This window comes from Pseudoalteromonas sp. P80D2, assembly GCF_036680945.1.
GTDB classification, from domain to species: domain Bacteria; phylum Pseudomonadota; class Gammaproteobacteria; order Enterobacterales; family Alteromonadaceae; genus Pseudoalteromonas; species Pseudoalteromonas shioyasakiensis.
In genome coordinates, this window is sequence record NZ_JAZDAR010000046.1 from 48263 (window position 1) to 75050 (window position 26788).

The 26788-nt window shown below is 41.3% G+C and carries 21 protein-coding genes, 1 other RNA gene and 1 pseudogene; 4 read left to right on the forward strand and 19 right to left on the reverse strand.

The genetic code is table 11. The annotated features are described in order from the left end of the window. The first annotated feature begins 662 nt into the window (after positions 1-662). Entirely contained in the window at positions 663-2813 is a 2151-nt protein-coding gene (locus tag VRK28_RS11830; protein WP_062564959.1) for a TonB-dependent receptor family protein, read from the forward strand. A gap of 429 nt (positions 2814-3242) precedes the next feature. On the opposite strand, the gene VRK28_RS11835 is transcribed toward VRK28_RS11830, so the two are convergent. The 14 genes from VRK28_RS11835 to VRK28_RS11900 all read right to left on the reverse strand — a co-directional run bounded on the left by VRK28_RS11835 (position 3243) and on the right by VRK28_RS11900 (position 17736). Further along, on the reverse strand, positions 3243-4553 hold the full coding sequence (locus VRK28_RS11835; RefSeq protein WP_332393998.1) for a hypothetical protein: 1311 nt from the start codon (positions 4551-4553) through the stop codon (positions 3243-3245). 16 nt (positions 4554-4569) lie between these two features. Then, complete coding sequence (locus tag VRK28_RS11840; RefSeq protein WP_062564957.1) at positions 4570-5268, reverse strand: hypothetical protein; 699 nt, start codon at positions 5266-5268, stop codon at positions 4570-4572. Positions 5269-5288: 20 nt separating this feature from the next. Beyond that, positions 5289-6464, reverse strand: coding sequence for an ABC transporter permease (locus VRK28_RS11845; protein ID WP_062564956.1), 1176 nt, complete (start codon positions 6462-6464; stop codon positions 5289-5291). A gap of 1 nt (position 6465) precedes the next feature. Continuing rightward, positions 6466-7626: an ABC transporter permease gene (locus VRK28_RS11850; RefSeq protein WP_062564955.1), complete on the reverse strand. Its 1161-nt coding sequence runs from the start codon at positions 7624-7626 to the stop codon at positions 6466-6468. A 1-nt stretch (position 7627) separates the two neighbouring features. Beyond that, complete coding sequence (locus VRK28_RS11855; protein ID WP_062564954.1) at positions 7628-8341, reverse strand: ABC transporter ATP-binding protein; 714 nt, start codon at positions 8339-8341, stop codon at positions 7628-7630. Positions 8342-8345: 4 nt separating this feature from the next. After that, on the reverse strand, positions 8346-9611 hold the full coding sequence (locus tag VRK28_RS11860) for an efflux RND transporter periplasmic adaptor subunit (RefSeq protein ID WP_062564953.1): 1266 nt from the start codon (positions 9609-9611) through the stop codon (positions 8346-8348). After that, positions 9608-10747 (reverse strand): ABC transporter permease, encoded by a 1140-nt coding sequence (locus tag VRK28_RS11865; protein WP_062564952.1) that lies wholly within the window; start codon positions 10745-10747, stop codon positions 9608-9610. Before VRK28_RS11865 ends, VRK28_RS11860 begins: the two co-directional genes overlap by 4 nt. After that, positions 10740-11606 (reverse strand): ABC transporter ATP-binding protein, encoded by an 867-nt coding sequence (locus VRK28_RS11870; protein WP_062564951.1) that lies wholly within the window; start codon positions 11604-11606, stop codon positions 10740-10742. Before VRK28_RS11870 ends, VRK28_RS11865 begins: the two co-directional genes overlap by 8 nt. Before the next feature lies 1 nt (position 11607). Next, entirely contained in the window at positions 11608-12306 is a 699-nt protein-coding gene (locus VRK28_RS11875) for a CPBP family intramembrane glutamic endopeptidase (protein ID WP_062564950.1), read from the reverse strand. A 12-nt stretch (positions 12307-12318) separates the two neighbouring features. Beyond that, on the reverse strand, positions 12319-13278 hold the full coding sequence (locus VRK28_RS11880; RefSeq protein WP_062564949.1) for a SagB/ThcOx family dehydrogenase: 960 nt from the start codon (positions 13276-13278) through the stop codon (positions 12319-12321). Then, a complete protein-coding gene (locus VRK28_RS11885) occupies positions 13271-14065 on the reverse strand; it encodes a hypothetical protein (protein WP_062564948.1) in 795 nt (264 codons plus the stop codon). Before VRK28_RS11885 ends, VRK28_RS11880 begins: the two co-directional genes overlap by 8 nt. Before the next feature lie 10 nt (positions 14066-14075). Then, positions 14076-15167 (reverse strand): ThiF family adenylyltransferase, encoded by a 1092-nt coding sequence (locus VRK28_RS11890; protein ID WP_062564947.1) that lies wholly within the window; start codon positions 15165-15167, stop codon positions 14076-14078. A 341-nt stretch (positions 15168-15508) separates the two neighbouring features. Then, a complete protein-coding gene (locus tag VRK28_RS11895) occupies positions 15509-16969 on the reverse strand; it encodes a YcaO-like family protein (protein ID WP_062564946.1) in 1461 nt (486 codons plus the stop codon). A 41-nt stretch (positions 16970-17010) separates the two neighbouring features. Further along, positions 17011-17736 carry a hypothetical protein gene (locus VRK28_RS11900; protein WP_130166877.1) on the reverse strand — a complete coding sequence of 242 codons (726 nt, stop codon included), beginning with the start codon at positions 17734-17736 and terminating at the stop codon, positions 17011-17013. Positions 17737-18679: 943 nt separating this feature from the next. Between VRK28_RS11900 and VRK28_RS11905 the strand changes: the two are divergent. Together VRK28_RS11905 and VRK28_RS15930 are read left to right on the forward strand one after the other, a co-directional pair. Next, a pseudogene (locus VRK28_RS11905) lies at positions 18680-19562 on the forward strand (ISAs1 family transposase). Positions 19563-19585: 23 nt separating this feature from the next. Then, a complete protein-coding gene (locus VRK28_RS15930; protein WP_442961233.1) occupies positions 19586-19885 on the forward strand; it encodes an ISAs1 family transposase in 300 nt (99 codons plus the stop codon). A 675-nt stretch (positions 19886-20560) separates the two neighbouring features. Here the strand turns inward: VRK28_RS15930 and nagP are convergent. The 5 genes from nagP to VRK28_RS11930 form a co-directional block, all read right to left on the reverse strand. Then, entirely contained in the window at positions 20561-21865 is a 1305-nt protein-coding gene (gene nagP, locus VRK28_RS11910) for an N-acetylglucosamine MFS transporter NagP (protein ID WP_055198117.1), read from the reverse strand. A gap of 208 nt (positions 21866-22073) precedes the next feature. Then, positions 22074-23240, reverse strand: a complete 1167-nt coding sequence (locus VRK28_RS11915) for an FAD-dependent monooxygenase (RefSeq protein ID WP_062564943.1) — start codon at positions 23238-23240, stop codon at positions 22074-22076. Continuing rightward, positions 23237-24418, reverse strand: coding sequence for a 2-octaprenyl-6-methoxyphenyl hydroxylase (gene ubiH / locus VRK28_RS11920; protein ID WP_130166876.1), 1182 nt, complete (start codon positions 24416-24418; stop codon positions 23237-23239). The genes VRK28_RS11915 and ubiH overlap by 4 nt, the downstream gene beginning before the upstream one ends. A gap of 8 nt (positions 24419-24426) precedes the next feature. Next, the gene (gene pepP / locus VRK28_RS11925; RefSeq protein ID WP_062564941.1) at positions 24427-25752 is read right to left on the reverse strand and encodes a Xaa-Pro aminopeptidase; all 1326 of its coding nucleotides are present in this window, start codon (positions 25750-25752) and stop codon (positions 24427-24429) included. A gap of 20 nt (positions 25753-25772) precedes the next feature. Then, complete coding sequence (locus VRK28_RS11930) at positions 25773-26336, reverse strand: UPF0149 family protein (protein ID WP_054551315.1); 564 nt, start codon at positions 26334-26336, stop codon at positions 25773-25775. A gap of 194 nt (positions 26337-26530) precedes the next feature. Here VRK28_RS11930 and ssrS point away from each other — a divergent pair. Then, positions 26531-26714: non-coding RNA, 6S RNA (ssrS, locus tag VRK28_RS11935), on the forward strand. The last annotated feature ends 74 nt before the right edge of the window (positions 26715-26788 follow it).

The window sequence follows — 26788 nt, forward strand, 5'->3', positions numbered from 1 at the left end:
TGCTAGGTGCTAGGTGCTAGGTGTTAGGTGCTAGGTGCTAGGTGCTAACAGCATAGACTTTTTTCGGCGTTAAAACGCCTCCTACAACTCGCATCTCGTTCCTCGTATCTCGCAAACTTTCCCCTTTACTCTTTCTAACTCGCTAACTTTTAATCTGATAGCTAACGGTTGAAAGCTGATGGCTCCAAACGTTAGGCTTAGATAAGCATCGCGCGAAATAAATTTCACGCCTACGGGTATGCATTTCACTGAGACTGCGTGCAGGCTGATCTGACTTATAGCTTAAAGCTTACAGCTCTGTTGTTTTAATCTAACTTCTAACCACTGTTATCTAATATCTCCATTTTTTCGGCGTTAAAACGCCTCCTACAACTTGCATCTCGTTCCTCTTATCTCGCAAACTTTCCCCTTTACTCTTTCTAACTCGCTAACTTTTAATCTGATAGCTGACGGCTGAAAGCTGATGGCTCCACCCTATTAAGTTTTACTTAACACCTCCCAAAACCCAATATCGTAATACAATACTACTGTATTTTTTATATCTTATTTATTTCAAAAACTTACAGTTCAGACCTGTTTTATTACAAATAGGATTGATTCGCATTTTTTTACATGTTTTAATTGCGCCGGTTAAAAAAATCTAAACATATACAGGACACACAATGACACCTAAGTTTATTGTTTCTACGCTTTCGACTGCGGTCGCTTTATCTTTAAGCGCTAATGCTTTTGCAAAAGATGTAACTAAAGAAGAGAAGAACTTCGAGCAAATCACTGTAATTGGCTCTGCATCTGCAATTAACGATATTCCTGGCTCTGCTACTTTTATTGATGAGCAAGAACTAGAAAAGTTTGAATATACTGATATATCTCGTGTTTTAAGTGCTGTACCGGGTGTATATGTACAAGAAGAAGACGGCTACGGCCTTCGTCCTAACATCGGTATGCGTGGTACGGGTACAGGTCGTAACGACAAAATCTCAGTAATGGAAGATGGTGTACTTGTAGCACCAGCACCTTACTCAGCGCCTTCTGCTTACTACTTCCCTACTATGGGTCGTATGGAGTCTATCGAAGTACTTAAAGGTGCAGCTTCTGTAAAGTATGGCCCGCGTACAACAGGCGGTGTTTTAAACTTAGTTTCTCGTAGCTTACCAACTGAAGGGTCTAAAGGTTTACTTAACGCCGAGCTTGGTAGCGACGGTTTCTACAAAGGTCATGCTTACTTCGGTAAAAAGAAAAACAATGCTGCAGGCCTTGTAGAAGTTTTCACTTACGGTGCAGATGGCTTTAAAGATTTACCAGTAGGTAGCGACAACACAGGCTTCGAAAAGAACGATTTCTTATTAAAGTTTGGCTTTGACTTTGGTGATAACGAAGCACACAGCCTAGAAATGAAGTTAAAGTACTCAGACGAGCGCTCTGACGAAACGTACATGGGCTTAACTGACGCTGATTACCAAGAAAACCCTTACCGTCGTTATGCTGCATCGCAAAACGATGAAATGAACACACAACACAATGCATACCAAATCAACTATGCATACCGCTTTGGTAAAGGTTACGAGCTACTTGCGACAGCTTACCTGAACGATTTCCACCGTAACTGGTATAAAGCAAGCAAAGTAAGCAGCAGCTACCTTGAGCAATACAGCGAGTTTGAAGCAAACCCAACGAGCGAAGGTATTGAAGGTGTTGGCGTAAAAGCGAATAACCGTGATTACCAAGCGAAAGGCTTGCAAACTGAATTCCATATCCCTGCGGGCAACCACTACATCACTGTGGGTGCACGTTACCATGAAGATGAAATGGATCGTTTCCAATGGGAAGACAAGTACACGCTTAACCAAGACCTATCAATGACGCTTACAGAAAAAGGCGTTCCAGGTTCAAACAGCAACCGTTTAGATAGCGCAGAAGCGACGACCCTATTCATTCAAGATGAGTGGTCACTTGATGCATTAGTTATTAGCGCAGGCCTTCGCTACGAAGACATCACAATCAAACGTGTTGAATGGGCTAAGTCTGATCCAAACCGTGAAAATGGCTTAACAAAAGATATCAGCAACGACACTGAGATCTTAGTACCATCACTAGGTGCTACTTACACTGTTAGCGATAACCTAACGCTTCTTGCTGGTATTCAAAAAGGTTACGCACCAGCAGCCCCTGGTAATGCGGATCAAGAAGAAGAAGAGAGTGTTAACATTGAGCTAGGTGGTCGTTACGATTACGCGGGCATTCAAGGTGAAGTAATTTACTTTAACTCTGACTACACAAACATGCACGGTAACTGTACTGCGGCTGTTGGTTGTAGCGATGACAACATTGGCGACCAATACAACTACGGTGAAGTATCTGTGTCTGGTTTTGAGCTAAGCGCAGGTAAAGTGTTTGCTACTAACGCAGCTTCATTCCCTGTTCGCTTAACTTACACTTACACTGATTCTGAGTTTGACAATGCATTTGAATCAGATCTTTGGGGTAGCGTAGAAAAAGGCGATGCAATGCCATACGTGCCTGAAAACCAATTAGCGCTTTCAGTGGGTGCTGAGTTCTCAAGCTTTGTATTCGATACGCAAATGCGTTATGTGTCTGATGCACACGCAGACTTAACTAGCTCAGGTCGCAATGCAATCGACAGCCGCGTGGTATGGGATTTAGCTGCTAAATATCTAATCGACGACAAACAAAAAGTATACTTAACAGTAGACAACCTGTTTGACAAAACCTACGTTGCAAACCGTGCAAACGGCGGTATTCAACCGGGTAAACCACGTACCCTACAACTAGGTTACAGCTACTCGTTCTAATAAAACGACTTAGCGAAATATCAAAAGCCGTGTGATGAAAATCCCACGGCTTTTTGACTGGTTAAACGTATTGCAAAAACAAGTTATCATCGTGTGATTAAAATTGCTTGCCCTTGGATTATTTCAGCATTTTGCAAGGCTATGCATAGTTTTAAATCCTCATTTTCACTATTCATATCTTAACCATTCAAACCTTAATACTTCTAGTTTACTACTCGAACACCACATAATATTTTAAAACCTTGATTTTAAATAAATAATGTAATTAGTTAATTTTTAAAAAAGAGACCTCAATAGTGATAGAGCTGAAGTTTCATGATTCAATTGAACTGACAATCACTGTATCTAGAGAATCACATATGAGAATTTTGACCACCTCTAACGCCAAGTTTAGTTAGTAAAATGATTGAGAATTATTGTAAATTCATATCATTGATATTTATCACTTTTGTAACTAGATCCAAGCCTAGCTTCAGCTCGGTCGATTGCTTCTCTAAATGACACTCTAGGCATCAGAATAGATTCACGATTTTGCGTACCAAAGGTATAGTCATACGGAAAGTGCTTGCGCTCTGTATGTGGCCCAAATTTACCCGTTGCAAATATTCCTTGGTGGCAACTAATACAATTACTAGTCGAGTCAGGCCCCTCTATAAAAGGGTTAGAATTCCAAGTTATTACCTTCGACTTATTACGATAGCTTAAAAATAACTTTTTGCTACCACTAAATAGTGGAAAGTTATTCATGCCATCTCCCGGTGAAGAATCCATTTCAAGTTCATTAACCGACACTAACATAATATAGTTAGTGTAGATATCGTTGATATTATCCGGTCTATCACTACCAAACCCTTTATCTGCCTCAGGTTGCCAAATAAATGAAATCCATATCCAATCTTTTAGCTCCTTAGTGACAATGTGGAAGCCTTTTAGAACGAAGACTCTTTCACCATCACGTATCATAAAAGAATTTTTTTTATCTAGACAATATTCCCCTTTTTTAATCCACTCACTACTATTAGCAATAACTTCATGCACTCCTATAGGGCTAAGATCTTTAACATCACTTTTGTGACAAAAACCTATGTCATTTTGAGATTTAGCTTCACCCCACGCCAATTTCATCATAATTGATGTTGGCGGAAACTCAGCCATACAATTGGAATGAGATGCTTTGTTCGTTAGCGGTGCGTCCATCAACTTTATACTCACTGGTGAGCATTTAGCAATACTTCGAAAGTTCTGCAATATGTGGAGCACATAATCTGAGTTGTAAACTGCAGGAGAAAACGGTTGAAACCCTCCAGTTAATGGTGCTGGATCAAAATTAGGAGATTTAAGCCTTTGAATTTTAGTAAATAATTTTTTTGCTGCAATTTCTGTAAGTCCAGAGTCGGTAAGCGCTACATTGGAATCTATCGCGTCTAAAAGATACGTAATGTCATCACGAGAAAACCATGTTTGCCACAATGAAGCTGGACTATTTTCCATAACGAAACCAAAACCGGCTTGTTGCTTGGCAGGAGCTAAAACTTCAGCTGAAATTTGCCAAGCAATCTTCCTGCGAAGTGAAAAATCTGCTGCAAGCTGCAAAGAGTCAAGTTCACCTACACCTAAATAAGGCTCAGCTTTCACTCTTGCCCCTACCTCTTTTGATTTGGTTATCAAAGCTGCATGAATATTTAGACTAATGCCTATCAGAAAATAGGCAACTAGGTTCATTGAGGCTAATTTAAGCATTCAGCTCCCTCCTGCCTTAATTCATACTTTTAAGCGCTATTTTTTGCTTTAGTGACAACCCCCATTCAAAGTTAGCATCTATTTTAAGTGCCACCTCTATGTAATCACTAGCTTCTTTGAAGTGATTAAAGTGCAAGTGACAGTGGGAAAGCCAATAAAGGGCATCGAGGTATCCCCATGAAGGTATTTGCTCTGTTATTGGCTGGGCTGTTTCAAATAACTCAACAGACTTAGCTAGTAACGTAAGTGCTTTTTTCTTACTGCCTCCAACTAGCTTCGGTTTGTTCATAAACGATAAACCTTGTAATAGATACGCCCGGGGGTTGTTAGGATTTATTTCAAAAGCAATCTTAAAAGACCTATCCGCTGTCATCCCAGCTCTTGCTTTCGCTATAGGATCTTTTATTACAGCTGCCAAGTGACCACTACAACAGGCTGCCAAAGCATAAAACTCATCGCTTTTATTTTCCACTCCATGAGCATCTTTTAACAAGCTCATAGCCTGTCGCGAATGAGCTTTACTATCCACCTCCAACTGGCTCAGTGTCAATAATGTAAAAACACTATAGTAAACCTGCCAAGGCTTTAATTGTTCAGGCATCTGTTCTTTCACAAAATCATTAAAAAGCCGATTTAATCCTTTAATATCATATTGCATTTTTAGCCGCCAAATTTGTGTTTCAATATCTAGAAAGTGACGCGTATGTTGATACATTTCCTATCTCCTTACTCGAATTAACCTTTTCTAATGGCAGTCACAATTGAGCGATTAAGTGAAATAAAAGTCGGAGGGAGTCCACCGACAAAGGCAATAGTGATAGCAGTCAGAACAGCTATAAGCGCACTTTGCCAAGTGATACTAAATGGAAAAACTACTTCACTTAGGCTGAGATGATTCAAAATCACGGCTTTAGACTGCAAAAATATACCCAATGTCAACAATATTCCCACTACCGAGCCTGCTATACTTATTAAAATGGTGACACTATAAATACTGGTTGCTAGATTTAGCGAAGAAAAGCCTATCGCTCTGAGCACTGCTGTTTCTCTCTGACGGGCTTCAATCATGGTGTGCATGCTCTGCAATGTCGAAAAACCTGTGGCTAGAATTAAAATAATAATGCTGGGAATAGCAATAATATCTACAAACTGAATCATTTCATCGATTTGACCTGCGTAGTAATGTCGCTGCGTTTTGGCAACCAAGTTGATTCGGTTGTTTTCTTGGTTAAGTATATTGACTATCGCTTGAGCATTTGCAGCATCTTCAACTCCTACTCGAATAGATTGAAAAATAGCCCCACGATTGTAAGCATCCTGTAATAAACTGATTTCGCCCCATACCTCCGACTCTGCAACAGTCTCAGTTGTGGCGAAAACCCCCACAATTGTCCACTCCAATGAGCCCAAAGTAATTTTCTGGTTAAGCCCCAACCAAGGAAATCGTGAAACTAGCTTATCGCCAACGATGAGTTCACGCCTGCCTGACGAAAACATCCTACCACTTTGAATACTGAAGTGATTTCTCAGTTTCAGTGAATCATCACTTACACCTCTAACGGCAACCACCTGAACTTCGTGTTTGGCTGCATCGGCAACTCGAATATTAGTAAAAAGCTCCGAAGCGACAATCGAATTCCTAGAGTTTGCATTGATCAGTGTTTTTAGTTGTTCTACTTGTTGAAGGCTAAAAGAACTGATCACTTCGCTTTCTGAACCATTGCCCAACAGTATCAATTGTTTATCTGAGCCAGCTGTTTCAATCACCCCTGATAACCCCACCCGAAGTGACGAAAACACTAAGATAATCAATGTCAGACTAGCAGAGCAAATTAGAATAGAGGCAACCTCATAACGCCTTTGGGCTAAACTCTTAATGTCTAGTAGTAAACAATTTAAAAGTAGCTTCATATTAAATTGCCGATTTTAAGTTAGCTGCCATGTCTTCTTGCAACAACTTTAACAAAGGAAGAGTGGCACCTGTTGCACCAAGAGAAATAGCGATGGCGGAAATTTGAACTATGTCCCAAAATCTGAGCTCAATATCGGAGAACGGACCATCCACAAGTATCTGTCCGAGTAGTACGGAGCTGACAAGAGTAATACAAGTTGCAATCAACATGGCCAACACCACAACCAAAATATTCTCTGCCACTAACAGTGAACTAATCTTTCTTTTTGAATAACCCAGCGCACTAAAAAGTGCCAACTCCCTCTTACGCTCCACCAATGACTGAGCCATAGAACTGGACGTGAGTAAAAACACAACCAAAACGGCTATGGCTAAGACGAGTTTTGTCATGAGAGCCAAATCACCCAACTGCCTACGAAATGATTCAGCAAAAGCGCTTTCTTTTGAAGTAAAAGTTGCGTTTTTGCTATTTTCAAACAGCTTGTCTAACTGGTTGATAGTGTTGTTGATATCATAATCAGATCGAACCCGAGATACAAAAAAGCTAGTCATACCTCTGCCGAACAAACGATTCCGCTCCAAATAAGTGTGCTTGATTAACATAGACTGCTCTTCGGTACCGTCCTCGGCATAAAAAATCCCAGCAATGGTAAAGGGCCAATCGTTGCTGAAATTCTTTTGGGTCCAAATACTGGTAGTAAGCACAATTTTATCACCTACTTTCCAATCAAAACGCTCTGCAAGTAGCGGCGTGACTAAAACAGCAGTTGGATCTTCCAGCCACAAGGGCAGACTAGTATTTGGAATTTGAATTCCGTCATACACTGCAAAATAGGTATCTTCTTCAATAGCGTATTGAGAAAAGGTCTGGTCAGGTTTAAGAAAGTAACCACCAAACCAAGTGGCAAAAGTAGCGTTGCTCACTTGTGGCATTTTTCTCACCCGCTCAATGGCAGGTTGCATTAATGGCTGAATAATTGACTGTTGGTTGATGGTGACTATGCGACGTTTTTCATCCAGTTCAAATTCCACGTCATAGGCATTATCAATACCAATAATCAGACTGAAAACAAAAAATGCCAAACACATAGGTATTACAGTCAATACAAGTCGTACCGGCTTTCGCAGCATATTCTTCACAATTATCTGCAGCAAGCTCACACTAGTACTCCTTACCTGAAGATAGGAATACCTCTGAACAAACACTAGCTTGGGTAAGTCTTCCTTTATACAGCTCTATGCGCCTATCGGTTGCTTCAGCCGCTATCATATCGTGAGTCACCATAATAATAGTTTTCTTAAACTCTGTTTTTAATGTATTGAGTAAGTTTAAAATTGATTTAGCGGATTTTCTGTCCAGATCACCGGTAGGCTCATCGCATAACATTAATTTTGGTGAACTGACAAAAGCTCTAGCAATCGCGACTCTTTGTTCCTGTCCACCAGATAATTCGTTAGGATAGTGTGACGCTCTGTCTGCTAGTCCCACCAGTTCAAGTGCTGCACCCACTCGTTCTCGTCTCTTTTTTGATGACATACTGGTAAGGAGTAGTGGCAATTCCACATTTTGTGCGGCGCTTAAATAGGGCAGCAAGTTGCTAAACTGAAAAACAAAACCGATATTTCTCGCTCTCCAAAACGCAGATTCTGCATCGCTGCCTTTGATTTGTGCCTGACCTTCAATGAGTATTTGACCAGCATCCTGACTATCCAACCCGCCGATAATATTCAGCAGTGTGGTTTTTCCTGAGCCCGAAGGGCCAGTTAAAGCAATAAACTCTCCCTGTTCGACATTCAGGTTGATTTGATCCAAGGCGATAATCCGAGTGTCACCTTTTCGGTATTCTTTTGATAATTTTTTTATTTGTAAAAACATAATATTATCGCTTAATAGTAATAGTCTGGCCATCTGTTAAAGGGGAAGTTGACGATGCGATAACTGTTAATCTTTGTGGTACATCAGTTAGCAGATAATCGTCATTTGCGTTTTGTCTTGCATCTACTAGTCGCAATCTTGCAACGCCGTTTTCCTCGACAAATACATAGGTTTTTCCATCTATAAAATGCACCGCTGAATTGGGAATCACAATAGCTCTGGGGGCGTCTTTTAGATGGTCTGGCTTTTTAGTAAAAACCCCTGTTACCGTCGCGCCAGGGTTGATTGTATTCACTTGCTCTACAGGTTCTGTTATAACTATAACTGTGCCAGTTTGACTGTCAGTAATTGGCGCGATTTGTTTAATTTTTGCTTCAACTAGCAAATCGGGCTGAGAGGTGAAACTGACACGTATGCTGTCGCTGCTAAACACTTGTGAAAGAAAGCGTTCATTGACGTCAAAGTGAAACTCCAAAGAAGACAAGTCTGTGATGGTGCATATGCCGCTTCGGGTAAAAGTACCTCCGGCAGATGCAGGGGAAATAATTTCGCCGACGTTAGCACTCATAGCGGTCACTATACCACTGAACGGCGAGCGTATAACTAGGTCATCGAGATACAGCTGAGTTTGCAGAATGGCATTTTTTAATTCATCAATGGATTGCTCTAACTGGATGATCGCTATTTTCTTGCTAATGACCTGACTGAGTACTTGTTCGTAGGCTTCGTTACTAATAAGCTGATTTTCAAACAGTCGTTTCGCCCTTTCACCGGAAGCTTGTGTTAAAGCCAAATCTTCTAATCTAACCTCCCTGAGAGATAACTGAGATTTCAACTTGGTTTCAAAGGTATTGAGCTCTATCTTTGCTTGCCTGTCATCCAAAGTGGCAACAGCTTGACCTGCTTGTACCAAATCCCCTAGCTCTACAGAAATACCGGTCACTCTACCCGTTACATTGGCTGATACAGTGGTGCTCTCAGGCGCAACAACAAAGCCAGATACCTCTAACAAAGGAGCTAAAGCGACTCCTGAAGAACTAGTATCCTGTGGGATAACAATTACGCCGACTTCGGTTGGTTTATCTGTTGATAGGTTTTGAACTGCAATATAGCTGATTCCCAGTAGTAATAACACAAAAATTGGATAGTAGATCAATTTAAGATTACTTGGTTTGTGCAACTGTGCAGTGTCACCAAATTCAAGTTTGTGCAAGATGGACAACATATCTTCATTGGTGTCTTTGCTTAGGTTACTTTGAATTCGGCTCATATGAATTTTTCTCGATTGAGGTTTCTAACGCCGGCGACACAACCCAACCCGCCCAAACCTATTAAAATAGCTGCCGGAAATAGTGCTTCTACGATTGAATAATTACGCCAAATTGCGCCTTCCATCAGCAAAATAGACCATTTACCGGGACTGATACTGCTAAGGGCAGACAGCCATTCAGGCATTAAAAACTGCGGCATCATGCCACCGCCTAACATGGCGAATATCACCATAATTGACCAGGCAGCACCTGCCACCGAACCCGGGTTAGAGCCAAGGCTGCCAATGGCTAGCATCAGTCCGGCAAAACAAAACGCAGAACACAGAATGGCGAAACTCAGCATAGCGAAAGATTGAATATTCAGTTGAAACGCAATCTTTCCGTACACAATTAAAATGGCGCAGGAAATAAAAATAGTGAACATACATGACAGGATCTTGGAGGATAAAATCACCCACATAGGAGTGGGGGAGACTTTTAATCGCAATATGGTTTGTTGCAGTCTTTCGGTGGCCAGGCTAGTACTCATAATGGCCACGCAGGCTAATATAGACCAGAGTGCAGCTTGCGGTACGGTAATACTAAAAGCACTCACGGGCAGCTCGCTTTCAACAACATAATCTTCATGGGTGATCTTTAACGGCTGCAGACTTGGGCTGGCCATACCCGATGTGCCACTGTCTTGTCTTTCCTGCACTAACTCCATCGCTGTGGGGATAGTGATGCCGGTGATCATCCCGGAAATTACTTTGCGCTTAGGATCGGACACTATGCGAATTTCAGGAGGAGAGCTGATGAAAGGAAACTGCTGTAATCTGGCACCAAAATCCGGCTCTAAAATCATATAGGCAATAACGTCCCCCAAACGCGTGGCGTTTTGGGCCTCTTCTAATGTGCTCTGAATAATTTCCAGATCATCCCGTTGTGACAATCGTTCTATATAGGCAGCACTGATTGGTGTCTTGTCATTGTCAACCAGGGCTACGGCCAATTTGTTGGTTTCCTCACTGGCACTGTTAATGGCCCCGAAGATAGTGGCGATCAAAAGTGGCAACAACAAAATCATAACCAGGTTGGATGCATCACGCACAATTAACATGCAATCTTTTTTAATTAAATGGATGATTTCACGCACTGAGTTTTTCTCCGTTCAACAAATTTGTCAGCACGTCTTGCAGGCTGGGCGGAATGACCCTGAGATTAAAAATACTGGAGTGAGAATCAAACAATTGATGTACCGCTTTGGCTGGCTCTCTGCTGGACAGAACAAAAGGTTGCCCCTGCTCAGTCTCCTGATACGAAATTTGACTATCACCGCCGTATTGAGCAATAAGATCCTGTGTGGAGGCGCAAGCCAGAGCCCGGCCTTCGTGTAGTATCAGCACCTCGTCACAGACCTGATCCGCTTCCTCGATATAATGAGTGGTATACAACACAGTTTTACCTGAGTTTTTTAGGTCTAACACCACGTCTAAAATGTGTTGCCGGCTTTGAATATCCACTCCAGCGGTAGGTTCATCCAACAACAACAATTCGGCGTTACTCAGCAGTGCCACCGCCATATTGGCTCTGCGTTTCATTCCTTCTGAACAAGCCTTTACCTTGCGATGGATAAAGGTCTCCAGACCCATCTTTTCTGAGGCGTAATTAACTTTTTTTTCAAGTTCACTTCCCTTTAAGCCTTGCAGAGTAGCGAAGAAAGTCAGATTCTCCATTATGGACAAACTGCTGTACAAGGCGATTCTCTGGGGGGCCAAACCTATTTTTGAGCGCGTTGTTTGATCATATGGAGGCATTGAATTGAACAACTCTACCTGCCCTTCGTCCGATGAAAGAAGCCCAACCAACAAATTGACTATGGTCGTTTTTCCAGCTCCATTTCTGCCTAAAATTCCCAGTACCTTGCCAGCATCTACAGAGAAACTGACACCTTTGACAGCTGGATTGGCGTCATAGGACTTATGAATATTTTTGAAATTGAGTATTGTTGACATATCAGCCTTGTTGCTCCTTGTACCCCTTGATTGAAGTGTTAGTTTGATTTGCACTGTGCCAATAGACTGCGAAATTAAAGGCGCAATGGGCGATAATGGCGGGTATTAATGATTCAGTACTCAAAGTCATTAACAGCCATATAAAGCCGTATACTGATTTGAAAACCACATGTATCCAGCCAAAGAAAACGTGGTGCAACCCAAATGCCAGTGAGCTAATGACAGCTGCCCATGTTAAAGAGAGTGACCACTCCTGAAATATGGCTAATGGCAAATAGGCTCGCCAAATAATCTCTTCCATCAACACAATGGACACCACGACAGGAACAAACCATTTCTTTTGCCAATAGGGCACTACAGATGCGTGAGCGTGTGCTTGTTGTTTGATTTTTAGCGATATTAACCAAGCTTCGAGTTTGAAGAGTAATAGCCCTGAAATAGCGGACAGCAGGATAATTGCTGTCGATACCAGCCTGTGCTCAGAACTCAATGGCAGTTTGAACTGTTGATTAACTTCAGAGTGGGAAGAGGCCCAATATACAGCAACAAACAGAAGAGCCAGGGTACCAGCGTACATTAGCAAGCTGTTTCGGCCGAAAAAGTCATAACTATCAATGCGCAACTTAGTAAGTAGCTGTGCTGAAAGAGCGAATACCACTGCCAAAATCAGAACAAAACCAAGTATCCAATAAAGTACCATATCCATCACCTATTAGAGGGAGCTGTAGTCCGGTATCGGTTTACCAATTGGCATAATCAGAGAGACAAATTGGCGGTCTCCATCAATACTCATGAGCTGATTCATCTCGTCATCTAGAAAGCCAAATACCATGCAGGATCCCAAATCAATTGAGGTTGCGGCAAGGTGTAAGCTTTGTCCCAATACACCGGCATCCATATGGGTGAGGCGATAGGCCCTGTCCTCATATTTCCATTGCACTCTGTCTAAGTCACTGACCAATACAAAGATGCCTGCGCAGCGTGCAATCCAGTCCTGAAATGAAGTGATTTCAAATATGCGCCCTCTTATTTCGCCTTCACTGACCAACTCCAATGCGTGTTTGTCGGCTCTGTACTTATATATTCCACGGGACAGTGATTCCGTATTCAGCGAAATATAGTAAAGCTGGATAGAGAGCAAACCTCCCCCGGTAGGAGCTAGAGGTGCATGGGGAATAACCTGAGATGAAGTAGTTTTAAATCTATCTCTTGCACTCACTGTGGATGCACATAAACTTGATATTTCAGCAAGAGAAACGGCTTCATCAGTGTAATCTCTCACTGATGTTCTTCTGCGCATCAGTTGTTCAAACTTTTCCGAGGGTTGCTCGCTTGGCTCAGGGAGCGTGATCAAAGTATTGTTATCATCACCTTGGTTAATCGCGGGCCGGTCAGAGAACAAAATGTTGTTCATTACCTGCTTACCCACATCAACATCCAGCTTTAATCCATCGTGAGCCAAGGCCAGAGGGCTAATAGGTAAACCTTCTTCCTGACGAGCCAAAGCACGCTTAATATACACTTCAATAGCCGCCTTGTTTGCCGCATCCAGTTGCTCCAACAGAGGAGTAACCGTATCTCCATTCGGAAAAGGACAACTTTGATTAGATTGTTCAGCCGCAGGTGCGGAAGCAGGCATTTCCTGATCTATGGTTTGTTCGCTATTATTCATGACTGTTTGCTCCATTCTTATCGTTTGTGACACCGAGAACGCATTGAATAGACTGTTCGATTCCGTCGAGATCTAAGAAACGATCCACTTCGTTATCGTAGAAGTAATCTAGTTGAGTCATTTTCCCACTTTGCATTTCTTCCTCGTAGTAACCGAGGATATAGCCCAGGTCTAATAGCATTTTGCGGTAACCTTTTGTCCCGAACATCATCATGTATCTCCAAGGACAGCCGACTAGAAACACCAGTGAATCTTGAGTAGATACTGAACCTGCACTGGGTCCATAAAATGATTGATTTAGCTTTTCCAGCTTTGCGGCGTCGTAATTTCTGTCTTTAACTAGAATTTGTTTGTTGGGCAGGATCTTGCGCAGCTTGTCGCCAGTGAGTACATAAGCGTCTATGGCGTAAAATCTTCTGGGAGCAAATTGTCCCAGTGAATGCAAGCACTGAGGTACTTCCTTATGCCACTCAAACGCCGGCAGTATTGGACTGACATTCATATCACTGACAGTGTCTGGGCTGTAGTTGTATGGAGTGTCCATATAATGCTGAATAATCTGATCTATGCTCTCTTGATTTTCAGCGATTCGCCTAGTGGTGTGGCGAGATACTTTCGAATTTTCGTGAAAGAATTCCGCCGGGTTAATGGAAAGCTCACCGAAGCGGCATTGAAATTCCCTGTATACCTCCGGTAGTAAGTCGATACTGTTAATCGGCGGCATAAAGGTGCCTTCGGCTGTAGTTTTCTGATCTAGAAAATAATCAGCAGGATCGATAAATGGCATAACCGGACTCCTACAAGAACACGTTTCTAAATGGACGGAATGGAGCACAAGCCGGGCAGCGTGGAATGCGTTTAATATCTTCGTAATCGACCGACATGCGCTCGAAGTCAGTCCGTATGGCGCGACTCACCAAATAACTTCTGCCAGTTGTAAGATAGGTCAGCAGCCCTGCGGTAAACTGTCCTGATACCACATCAACATAGGGAGGGGGGGCTATTCCTAAATCTGGCTGCCCCATTGCACTCACTGCATCATAATAGGTGATTACATCGCGCTTTAAGGTACCGGCGGCGGCAATGCCCTGAACGTCGAACTCGTTAAAACAACCGGTTTCCCCAGGAATAAAAATAGGTCCTGCAACGCCTTCAGAACCATCAAATATACTAATAGCCCAAGGCTTTTCCGCTTCAAGAGCTTGTTCATTGATAGTGTGCAATATGGATTGCATATATTCATCCAGTGCAGCCACTACAAAGTCACACTCTTCAAATACTCTGGCGATATTTTCTTTAGAAAAACTGTCCTCGGTAAAGGTGGAAATACGCTTTAAGTCGTACTGCTGTAAAGATTCAGCTAAACAGTCAGCGATAGGAGCCTGCTCTTGAATATATCTGGGCTCAATACCGAGGAAGCGATGAACGGTATTGGTATTGTTGATTTTGGCGTCATCTGCCAAGATCAAGTGCTGAATGCCGCTTTGCACCAATTGTTTGGCTATGCGACTTCCCGCTTGACCACAGCCTATTACCCCTATGCGTTTATTCGCCAATGGCGTTTCGGCGTCTTGAATAACCCGGTAGTAAACGTCCACTAAATCGTGGTCAGCCTCAACCAGAATTTTTTCTTCAATTAATTGCTCAATGAGTTGGCGGGCATCTTCTTGTTCTTCGTGTTTAACGATTCCCTTTTCTCTGAGTTCCTGAAGATTAGTTTGACTGTTCATATGGTTAATAACACGACCTAATAAACCAGTACGCCCTTTATCCGTCCAATTTTTGGAAAAGAAAGAGCGAGCACTGTGTTTAACCAATATTTCATTTTCGGTGACTTTTATCACTCGAAGATGTGGATTAACCTGATATTTTTCGTTTCCAAGTTCCATTTATAATTACCTTATATTTTTGGGCAACATAGATTCTTTTAAAATGCCAACCCTAGTTAAAGGGCCGGCATTAATTTACTTAGCTTTGGTTTGATCACCGCCATTACAGCAACAACAGCAACAGCACCAGCAGTTACAACCGCCAGGAGCAAACGCTAATCCTGACTCGTATCTGTGATCAAAAACTGAAGATTTTGAGAGTTTCATTTGTCTTCCTTATATTTAAATTTAAAAACCAACCCCACGGTTATTCCGTGTGTTTTCCTACTAAAGCTGCAAGTTGCAATGCAACAAGCACCCATTACCGCTAACCCGGTTTTAAATTACATGTAACCCAGTTTCTATGGATATGGTTGTGGTGATTTAGTCAAGTCTTCAAAAGTTAACTTTCTGTCTTTCCAATTTAATTCTTGTGGTAATTCGAAATAACGATCAACTCCATATGAAGGCATTGAATGTAAGTATGGAGGTGTAAGTTTGGTACAGAAAACTTTCGTCAAATGGACTGTTTTTAAATTAGGTAGCGTAAAATTAAAAAATATTGGGTTTAAACCATTTTTTCTGGAAATTTCCAACATTTGCTCGTATTTACTTTCATTACTCTTAGGCTTTTTTATAAGCTCTGATAATTTTATTTTTCCAGAACCTTCTAAATACCATTGGAGCTTTTTGGCGTGGGATGGGTAACCATAGTGACCAATTACTTTGTAGAAAATATCGAACTTTTCTACAGGTACATCCTCTTCAACAAAAAACAGTTCTTTCACTCTTTCTGAGTATGCCCATTGAGGACAGTTTAGAATGATTCGGCTACTTCCCTCTGCCTGTGCAAATTCACCTAAGGCTGAGAGGATGGCATCTTCAATTGTTAGACCACCGCCGCCTCCGGAAATATAGTTGTATTTGTTAAAGCCTTTAACGAAACCAACAGCAGTGACAGTATAAAAATCCTCTACATCTGTCATATGTAAGTAAAGAGTAATATCGTCAACTAGGGTTTTGGCGTGTTCTAAAATGCGTTGCACTTTAAAATCGTCAGGCAAGCAGTCCAATTCAATGATCTTCGGTGCATGTCCTGTATTCCAGTGTACATTCACAGCATCGCGCTCTAACACTTCAGAAATACCATGATAAACGGCGAGTTCTTTTGTAATGTGAGTCGCTAATCCACCACTTGTGGCATAGCAAAACATATTTTCTTTTGGATGCAGTAAGCTAAATGGCATAACAATTTGAGCAGGCACCCAAATTTTCTCAGAACTATCCAATAATCGTTCACCTTGAATCCATCCCACAAAGGTATCTTCAGTAAATCTCTCGTATTCAAATCCTTCTCTTTCGTATTGTTCATCTGCAAACAAGGGTAATTCACTGGGATGCAAGCAGTTGAATCCTTTTTCCTGCATAGTTCTGTAGGTACCATGTATCAGCCGGTCATCGTATGCAAATGAGATGAAGCTTCCCATTGCCCTCTCGATAACTTCGCCCAAGGAAGAGGCCATCATGGCAGGTAAGTCAAAGCCTTTACCGCCACCAAAAATGGTCCGTTGTATACTACTTTCGAAAGAATTCTTGCCAAGAATATCTCGAGCAATATGATCAAACTCATAGAATTCACAGTTCCCAGTGTACATAGTAAGCCCCCCTGAGCCTCTAAAATAACTAAGTATCCTTTTGATTGGTCCCCTTGGGTAATAATAAGAGTTTATTTCTTCATACCCTTTACTTTCCTTGATTCCTGTAATGTAAGGCAAAGACAGGTACTGTTGATTAATTGCAGTCGATTCAATGTTAGCTGACATAGTAATAGTCCCAAGCGAATTTACTTTTTGATGTTTGTTATTTAGTATTTATTCAAGCCAAAGTACTGCCCGATTGACTCCCCCTTCTCTAGAGTTGGTATCAATGTGTTCCTAATCCAAACATTGTCAGAAATCTCTAACGATTGAGTAAGTGCAGATATTGCCTCTTCTTGCTCGCCAGATACGGATTTGAGCATACCTAACCAAAGATAAGCTTCGTCAAGACCCCATTTAGGTAAGGGGTGACCTCCATTTGAGTTTTGAGTTTTAAAATGCGCTATAGCGCTGCTAAACAATTGACTTGCTCTCTCTACGCCTCCACCAAATTGTGGGGGGGTATACACAGCACTCGTCCCTTTGATGAATAACAAGCGAGGATTTTGACTGTCTATTTTCGTCGCAGCTTCAAGGGCATCACGACTTTTAAGTGACAATGCCATAGTTTGTTCTGGTTGGTAACGAATCATGGCATTAGAACATGCTGCATTGAGAATATATGCTTCAGTATACTCTACTGACCTGGCGAGTATATTAGCGTTAATGTCAAGACAGTTTTGAAAATAGGCTTCGCCATTTTCGTAGTCGAGTAACCCAAGCCTATAGTTGATGAGAGCGATATAATACTGAATAAAAAGTAACTCTCCTTCTGAATTAGTCTTTTTATTATGTAGTAATTTCCCATACTCTTTTAAACTTAAAACGTCATTTAAAGAGTATAGTTTTTGTATTCCATCTGAAACACCATTTAAATCAGATACTTCTTCCACCTCCCCGGCCCTTATAGACAAACTCAAAAGATACTGAAATAAAAACAGAAAGAAAACTAAAAAAAGCCTCATGATAAACTCCATTTTAAAAAATTATAACAATATAATTTCACTCCCACTTTAACTATTATATCAACATTCAAGAATGTCAAACATTTTCACCTCAAAAAGACACAGGTAAAAAAGATAGAAAAAACAAAACAACCCAAAGCAACACAATGAAAAAAAAGAATTAATATCAACCTCGAGCAGATACTCAATTCAACATCAAGACCCACAAGTAACTGAATCAAAATAACTATTTATTTTCAATAAATTATAAAAATAAAACACAGAAATAAAAAACATAGAAAAAAAGCTGAATAAAAACAAAAAAACAATAATAACTCATTAAACAGAAACCACAAAAACAATAAAAATAACCACTTAAAAAGCAACTTTAAAACCCACATTCATGTTTAGTGAATTTAAAAAATAATAAATTCATAATCCATATTAAAAATTCAACCCTACAAAAAAAACAAAATTAAAATCTAAAAAACAAAAAATTAGCATATAACTCATTAAGTCCATAAAATCATTTTACGGTTCATGAAAAGGAATTATTTCAATGCTCTCACGAATTATATCCAAACGAAGAAGATAAATTCTATTTTTAGAAAATTATTGATTGAAGAGTATTTGGCAGAGCACATAACTAATAATATGAAGGAACGTAAAAACACAGAGCAAGATCACGAACTTTACCTTGACTTAAAAATATGATCTTATACTTCTTTTTTAAGTTAGCGCTCTTATGTCTGATCCCTTATTTCTAAAATACTTCTAATCAATTGATGACCCTCGTCAACACACGGTGAGACCGCACTTTGTAAAAAGGCTTTAACACCCAGCTCTTTTCTGATCTAATAACGCCTACATAATCACTATCTACTTGTTAATTATATCGTTATTTAGCCACCTTGAACTTATTGAAGATATGCGTTCTTTTATCTATCAACATCATGATCTTACTGATGTTTTGTTTCTTATCATCTCGGCGGTTTTATCCGGTATGAAGGCTGGAAAAATATTGAAGTAAACTCCCCGGTCTCAGGCAGTCAGAGCATTTAAACACAGTATTCCAACGCGACATAGCATTGCACGTATTCTTAAAACAGTGGAGACTGATCCGTTGGTTTTGGCCTTGTTCAGTTAGGTCAACGAGCAGCGGTCTGAGTCTGGTAAGCCAATAATTGCGTTTAATGGCAAAACCCTACGCAGTGCCAGTAGAAAGCGTGAGGAAAACTTACATTTGATGTCAGCTTATGATTGTGCGTATGGTTTAACTTTGTATCAGCGTACGGTAGAAAGTAGGTCCAACGAGATCCCAGCAGTTAGGGCCTTATTAGATGTGCTCGATATTTCAGATTCTATCGTCACATTAGATACGCTACATTGTCAGAAAGCGACACTCTCAACACTGATTTTAAGAAAGGCTGATTTCACTGGTCGCAGTTGAAAGATACAACAAGTCCGGCTCGACAACAAAAATAGACACACACTGTTACTGTTATTACTTCTGTCGAACCAGATGCAAATATGTTACAAAAGCGATCCGCCATCACTGGCACATAGAAAACCAGCAGCATTGGGCGCTAGATGTCGTGTTTAAGGAAGACACTTGCCAGATAGATGAACCGATTTCGGCGGAAAATATCGCGCTATTCAAACAGGTTGTTCGCAATCTGGTAAAATAGCACAGAGGCCGTAAAGATTCGATTCGTGGTAAGTGCTTTCGGACCAGCTTTGACGATGAATTCAGGACTGAGCTTATCTTTGGTTAATCGTCGTTAGCAAGCTCTTTGATATCATATTCTTAACTGTCAGTACTGTTATTTCAGGATGTCAAGGTTGGCAAGATATAAAAGATTTTGGACACGATAGACTTGATTGGCTTAGAAAGTTTGTCCCATTTAAAAATAACATTCCTCGCCACGATACTATTGCGCGAGTCATCAGTTGTATAGACATAACACAATTTCAAGATTCATTTTCATCTTGCATGAAGGCTTGTAGTAAGCTTACTTATGGCGAAGTAATCGCCTTAGATAGGAAACGATTAAAAGGCTCATTTACTCAAGCAGATAGACGAGATGCACTATGGTAAAGAAGTTGATTATCTATTTGTAGTTAAGGCAAATCAGAAAGCGTTACTTAAGCAGATTGAAAGTGAGCTATTACCAAAGCTAACCGAACAAGTAAGAGATCGTGTGCTGTTTAATGAAGCCGACTATCAAAGAAATAGAGAAGAATTCAGGAATTGTGCAATAACATGGTTTAGAAAAATTACTTGAAACGGTTCATTGGAGAGACGCAAAAACGATTGATGTAATAGTCTCTTACAGGAAAGAAAAAGATAAAAATAAATAATGAGTTATGCTATCGCTATTACATAAGTTCAGCACATTTAACAGCAGAAAAACTAGTGGTGTCAGCTTGTCAACACAGGCAAATTGAAAATGGATTATGTTGGCGCTTAGATATGGGGTTTAGAGAAGATGATTGCCATTTTAGGCGTGAGGGAGTAGCATTGGTATTCGCCGGACTTAGGCATATCGACTTCAATCATTTAAAAGCAAAGACAAGTATTAAAAAGTATGCTTGAAAAGCAAAAGAAAGCGATGCGCAGTAGGGGGTTTCTTGGTAAAACTTTGACTTAAAAGTGTTTTTAATACTCTCACCCTGCGTAAAAACATAGAGATGTGTGTTATCAAAGAATCTCAAAAAAGCCGCGGTGATGGGCGTACCGCGGCTTTGCCTAACTTGAAAATAATCTACTGGATTACTTCCAGCTTCTCATCTTATGGCCTTTTAGGGCATAGAATAAAATGAATACATAACTTGGGATCATAACAATGTAAGCGCCTTGTGCGCCTAGGCCTGCTACGTTTCCTAAACCGATTAATAATGGGCCTAGTGCACCACCAGCAATGCCCATGATCAATAAGCCTGATGCAGTGCCTGTTAAGCGACCTAAGCCAGCTAAAGCCAGTGGCCAAATTGCAGGCCAAACCATGGCATTAGCAAAGCCTAATAACGCAATGCATAACAATGGGTCTGGTAATTGTGGGCCACCAAATGGCACTAATAATAGGTTTGAAATAATAAACGAGTCATTACTACCAAGTACCACTAACAACACGGTGATAATACCAGCAATACCCGACATTAATAACGCCGTTTGTTGGCTCATAAAGCGTGGAATAGTCAAAATACCAATCGCGTAACCAATCAACATACACGCCATAGTGTAAGAGGTCATAACTGAGTAGTCGGCAACGCCAATTTGTAAAGCGTACGAGCCAATGGTATCTGCTGCAATAACTTCAACAGCAACGTATAAAGCAATACCCACGACACCTAAAACTAAGTGAGGATGTGCTAGGGTTTCTTTAATTTCACCTTTACCGTTTGATGTTTCGTCTTCATCAAACACTAAATCAGGTAATGGTGCAAATTTCGCAAAGGCAGCAAATAACATGATTAACGCAGCAATCAATACATAAGGCATGATAAGGCTATTTGCCATAATATCTTTTTGTTCTTGCGATAATTTACCTGCGCCATCAACCACACCGCTTACTACTACAGCTGCAAAAATCACAGGCACGATAACACCCGCAAATTTGTTTAATAAGCCCATGATACACACGCGCACAGCGGCTGATTTTTCAGAGCCCATTTTCACCACATATGGGTTAACAGCGGTTTGTAGCACGGTTTGTCCAACACCTATCATTAACTGTGCGAACAAGAAAATTTCGATCATTTGCAGTTTCGCAGCCGGAATATACATCAGCGCCGATAAAGCCATAATCGCACAGCCAATCGCCATACCATTCTTATAACCAACGCGCTTGATCAGCATAGCCGATGGGATACCGGCAACTGTTACCGCAATATAAAAAGAAGAGATGATAAACGAAGCTTGTAACGGCGAAAGCTCAAGCATTTGCTGCAAAAACGGTGTGATTGCACCATTAAGCCACGTTATACACCCTAAGATAAAAAACATTGAGCCGGCCAATACCATTGGCAGCCAGATGCTTTGTTTTGTGTTGTTGTCACACTCAACCGTTGCTTCCATAATTGTTCTCTTAGTTTAATTATTTTTATTTGGTTGGAATCTAGTATACAACTCAACAGAGTTGTTTAATTTCCATACCAATCACAAAAATTTAATCATACACTAACAAAAATGACAGCGCTATCATTTTGCGTTCATATAAGTGCAAAAAAGCCGCAGCTAATTGCTTAACTGCGGCTTAAACTAAGTAGTAACAACTAGTTAGGTGTTATTTACCAATTGCTTCTTTTGCGAACAAATGTTTAATTGGGCCAAGGTTGTCTACAAGGCTTAAACCAACGCCACGTACAAGTTTTTTCAGTGGGTTAGCGCCTGCAAATAGCTCTTTTAAGCCTTGCATCATAGCAATGTGCTTTTGTGCATCAAGCTTACGAGTACGTTCATAATCACGCAGCGTGCGTGCACTTGCAAACTCGCCTTGCTCATTACTTAATAGCTCAATTAAATAAGCGGCGTCTTTTAGGCCAAGGTTCATACCTAAACCAGCTAATGGATGAATGGTATGCGCTGCATCGCCCATTAATACCACTTTACCCGACACCCACTGCTGGGCATAACGCATCTTAAGTGGAAACGCCATGCGCTCACTTTGCACTTCACATAAACCACATTGGCCATCGAGAGCTGCCATAACCGCTTTATTAAAGTTGCTATCATCAAGCGCTAGAAGTGTTTCACAATGCTCTGGGCTTGTTGACCAAACAATTGAGTGCGTATGTTTATCTGGCAAGGGTAAAAACGCCAGCGGCCCAGTGGGCAAAAACACTTGGCGTGCCGTGTTGTTATGCTCATCAGCGGTTCTAACTGTGGCAACAATGGCGTGATGGTCATAATCTTTAAAAGTAATTGGCATGTTGAACTGCTTACGAATAGCCGAGTTAGCCCCATCAGCCGCCACTAATAACTTAGCAATTACAGGCTCGCCGCTTTCAAGAGTAATAAACACATCAGAATCAGTTTGATGAATTTGCTGGTAGCGGGTTTCGAATAATAAAGTGGCATTACTTTGCTTTTCAAGTTCGCTAATTAAAGCGTAGCGAATAATGTCGTTTTCAACGATATGACCTAACTGCGGCAAATCGAGATCGTTATGATCAAAATGGATTTTGCCAAAGCTGTCTTGATCACGTACATCCATCGAGGTATACGGTGTAGCACGTTGTTTAATGATCTCTGGCCATACATTTAAAGACTCAAATAAGCTCTGACTAGCTAAGCTTAATGCGCTCACGCGAAGTGCGTAATCATCACCCGGTAAGGTTTGATTTTTACTCGCATCAATCACCACAACGCTGATATCTGCTTTTGCTAAACCTAGTGCTAGCGTAAGGCCAACACAGCCACCACCGACAATACAAACTTGTGCTTGTTTCATATCCGTTTACCTTGCTTAACCTGACCCATAAGCTGTTTTGCCAGCGGGGTTTTTAACGAGGAGAATAAATCCATTGAGAAAAGACCAATGCTGCGACCAAGCGCAAGCAATCGTGATGAGTTAGAGAACAAACGCACTAGGCTGTCTGTGAGTGTCATCACGGTAGTAATATCTTTACTGCGAGTTTGGCTGTAATAACGGGTAAAGGTGTAATCACCAAGGTCGTCTCTATTTGCCATATCACACAGTAGTTGCACATCACGCAGGCCTAAATTAAAGCCCTGCCCTGCGATAGGGTGAATAGCGTGCCCTGCATTACCAATTAATACCGTACGGTGGCTGCTCAGTGATTCTGCTTTACCATACACAAGCGGATAACTTGCACGCATACCCACTTTACTAAATGAACCGCCGCAGTAACCAAATGCTTTTTGCAACTCAGCTAAAAAGGCATCGTCTTCAAGCGCCATAGTGTGCTCAATTTGCTCAGGCTCCATGCACCACACCAGTGAGTATCGATTATTACTCATTGGCAATAGGGCCATTGGGCCGTGCTCAGTAAAACGCTCAAAAGCATGATGATGATGACCACCAGCCACTTCGATGTTAGCAATAATCGCCGCTTGCTGATAAGCGCGAGTATTAAACTCTATATTAGCTAGTTTACGGCTTTGCGAATGAGCACCATCGGCAATCACCACAAGCTTTGCGCTTAACTGCTCACCCGAGCTTAGCGTGATGTTGGCAAAATCGCTTTGGTATTCAAGCTTGGCAACCGTATCAGGGCAAAACAAACTAACATCAGTACGAGTAAGTTGCTGATGAAGGCTGCGCCCAAATGGGTTCACTTCGACCACATAACCAAGGGCATCATGGCCATATTCTTGGCAATCAATATGTGTTTTACCAAAATGACCACGGTCAGACACAGTTACTTTTTCAATCGCTGCCGCAAATGGCGCTTGGCAATCAAACGCATTGATTGATTTTAAGTACTGAACAGACTGCTGAGCCAGCGCAATGCTTCTATCATCAAAGCTTGGGTGATAGTCTGCGCTTACTTCATTTGCTTCAATTACAGCGATTGATAACTGATTATTGCTCTGTTTTAGACCCAGAGCACAACTTGCTCCCGCCATTCCACCGCCGATAATGACAACATCAAACTGCTTTGCCACGCTTGCTCCTAGCCTTTATTTGCTTGCATCACTGCTTCAATGTCACTAATGGTTTTTGGAACCGAAATGGTCAGATTTTCATGGCCATCTTCAGTGACAAGTAAGTTATCTTCAATACGAATACCGATGCCTTTATATTGCTCTGGTGCTTTTGCATCTTCGCTAATATATAAACCCGGCTCGATAGTGAGCACCATGCCCGACTCAAATAAGCGCTCTTTTTCATCAAGCTTGTATTCGCCAACATCGTGCACGTCTAACCCTAACCAATGGCCAAGGCCATGCATGTAAAACGCTTTGCATGCTTGGTTTGCCATTAACTCATCAAGCTCGCCGGTTAAAATGCCTAAATCAATAAGCCCTTGCGTTAATACCGTTGAAGCCAGTTCATTTGCTTTAGATAAACTACCGCCCGGCTTAACTTGGCTAAATGCTGCTTCTTGGGCTGCTAATACAATGTTGTAAAGCGCCGCTTGTGGTTCGCTAAATTTGCCATTAATTGGGAAGGTGCGTGTAATATCTGCCGCATAACCTTCAAGTTCACAGCCAGAATCAATTAATACTAAATCGCCATCTTTTAGCTCAGCATCATTTTGTGTGTAGTGCAAAATGTTGGCGTTGTCGCCACTGCCGACAATCGTGCCATAAGCAGGGTGACGAGCACCATTCATTGCATAATGATGATGAAGCTCTGCTTCTAATTGGTATTCAGTTGCGCCTGGTTTGGCAAACTGCATAGCGCGAATATGGCCTTGTGCACTAATTTCGCACGCTGTGCGCATAATGTTTAATTCTGCGTGAGATTTAAACAAACGCATTTCATGCACTAAACCACGAATATCTTTTATGGTATGTGGGGCTTTATAGCCTTTTTTAGGTGCGCCGCGAAGTGTGTTTAATAAGTCCCAAACCTTTGCATCGAAATTTGCGTAAGTGCCTTGTGCATAAAATAAAATCTGCTGGCCGTTCACCAAATCTAATAATTGTTCATCTAGTTCACTAAGTGGGCAAGTTGCGTCGAATAAGTACTCAGATTTAGCTTTTTCGAAGCCAATTCTACGGCCATGCCAAATTTCAGCTAGTTTGTCTTTGTTACGGCAAATAAGCGTACTTGGTGTATCGCTCGACGGGCAAAGCACTAAAACTGCATCTGGTTCGTTAAAGCCTGTTAGGTAGAAAAAGTCACTGTCTTGACGAAATGCATATTCAGTATCACGGCTACGTGTTACTTCTCCTGCCGCAGGAATAATAGCCACGCTATTTTTATCCATCATCGCAAGCAAGCGCTCGCGGCGGGCTTTAAATTCAGCTTTATCGATAGCAATAGACGACATGCTAAACCTCTGTAATTTGATTAGTGAAGGGTCTTCTTAGGGTTTTTATCAGCTGGTTCTTTACCTAGCTCAGCAAAACATAACAGCGCAGAAACACGTACATACTCAATCACTTCGTGCAGTGCTTGGCTGTCTTCTTCGGTCTCTTCAAACATGGTGTCTAGGCGGGTAATTTCACTAAAATCGCTGATCACTTCTTTCACATCAGCAGATAACTTGCCGTAATCTTTTTGTTTTAAACCAAAACCAAGCATAAAACCCGATACCCAAGATACTAAGCCATTGGCTAAATCGATCAGTGTTTCGTCGTCGCTTGGTAAGAATAGGTCAAATTGAAATTCTTCATCGCTAAAGCTGGCAACAACCTGAGAATACACATCAGCAAAAAATGCTTTTAAATCTTTATTGAAGGCTAAGCCATCATTGAATACATCGCTTAATAAACCTAAGTATTCGTCGGCTTCGATATTGATGCCACAGGCTAATAAACCACTGATCACACCATGGGCTTCTGCTGGTGCGACAAAAATTTCATTCTTTTCTAATAACAATTGGGCTTGTTGGTAATCAGGTAACGTGCTCATAACTTTTTCTTTGTTCGGCTAAGTAACGCCATGCTACCACTCGATAAATCGCAACTCCAATTAATTGTATGATTGAGGTCAAAAAGCAATCTGAAAAGTAAATAAGCAGTTAAAGGTGGGGAAAAACTACCCGAACGATCCGCTTTTTTTGCTTCTATGGTTTAAGGATTGAAACTTGTCTTATATACTGAAGGTGTTCCCTAGGGTGCAGGAGCTTGGTTAAGTCCCTGAGCCGATAAATTTTATGTTAGGGTTTCTGTTCGTCTACTATTGTGCAAGCTCGGCATGTACCGAGAAGCCTACGGTAAACCGCAGATCCCCGCCCTGAAACCTCAAGGTTTCAGGACTGACACCGGGCACCGCATACTTGGGGAACACCATTTCTATTTAGTTACAAGCTACAAGCTACAAGCTACAAGCTACAAGCTACAAGCTACAAGCTACAAGCTACA

Excerpts from the sequence above, each read along its gene's own strand:
- VRK28_RS11830 (WP_062564959.1), top strand. The coding sequence starts at position 663 with ATGACACCTAAGTTTATTGTTTCTACGCTTTCGACTGCGGTCGCTTTA.
- VRK28_RS11835 (WP_332393998.1), bottom strand. The coding sequence starts at position 4,553 with ATGCTTAAATTAGCCTCAATGAACCTAGTTGCCTATTTTCTGATAGGC.
- VRK28_RS11840 (WP_062564957.1), bottom strand. The coding sequence starts at position 5,268 with ATGTATCAACATACGCGTCACTTTCTAGATATTGAAACACAAATTTGG.
- VRK28_RS11845 (WP_062564956.1), bottom strand. The coding sequence starts at position 6,464 with ATGAAGCTACTTTTAAATTGTTTACTACTAGACATTAAGAGTTTAGCC.
- VRK28_RS11855 (WP_062564954.1), bottom strand. The coding sequence starts at position 8,341 with ATGTTTTTACAAATAAAAAAATTATCAAAAGAATACCGAAAAGGTGAC.
- VRK28_RS11860 (WP_062564953.1), bottom strand. The coding sequence starts at position 9,611 with ATGAGCCGAATTCAAAGTAACCTAAGCAAAGACACCAATGAAGATATG.
- VRK28_RS11870 (WP_062564951.1), bottom strand. The coding sequence starts at position 11,606 with ATGTCAACAATACTCAATTTCAAAAATATTCATAAGTCCTATGACGCC.
- VRK28_RS11875 (WP_062564950.1), bottom strand. The coding sequence starts at position 12,306 with ATGGTACTTTATTGGATACTTGGTTTTGTTCTGATTTTGGCAGTGGTA.
- VRK28_RS11880 (WP_062564949.1), bottom strand. The coding sequence starts at position 13,278 with ATGAATAATAGCGAACAAACCATAGATCAGGAAATGCCTGCTTCCGCA.
- VRK28_RS11885 (WP_062564948.1), bottom strand. The coding sequence starts at position 14,065 with ATGCCATTTATCGATCCTGCTGATTATTTTCTAGATCAGAAAACTACA.
- VRK28_RS11890 (WP_062564947.1), bottom strand. The coding sequence starts at position 15,167 with ATGGAACTTGGAAACGAAAAATATCAGGTTAATCCACATCTTCGAGTG.
- VRK28_RS11895 (WP_062564946.1), bottom strand. The coding sequence starts at position 16,969 with ATGTCAGCTAACATTGAATCGACTGCAATTAATCAACAGTACCTGTCT.
- nagP (WP_055198117.1), bottom strand. The coding sequence starts at position 21,865 with ATGGAAGCAACGGTTGAGTGTGACAACAACACAAAACAAAGCATCTGG.
- VRK28_RS11915 (WP_062564943.1), bottom strand. The coding sequence starts at position 23,240 with ATGAAACAAGCACAAGTTTGTATTGTCGGTGGTGGCTGTGTTGGCCTT.
- pepP (WP_062564941.1), bottom strand. The coding sequence starts at position 25,752 with ATGTCGTCTATTGCTATCGATAAAGCTGAATTTAAAGCCCGCCGCGAG.
- VRK28_RS11930 (WP_054551315.1), bottom strand. The coding sequence starts at position 26,336 with ATGAGCACGTTACCTGATTACCAACAAGCCCAATTGTTATTAGAAAAG.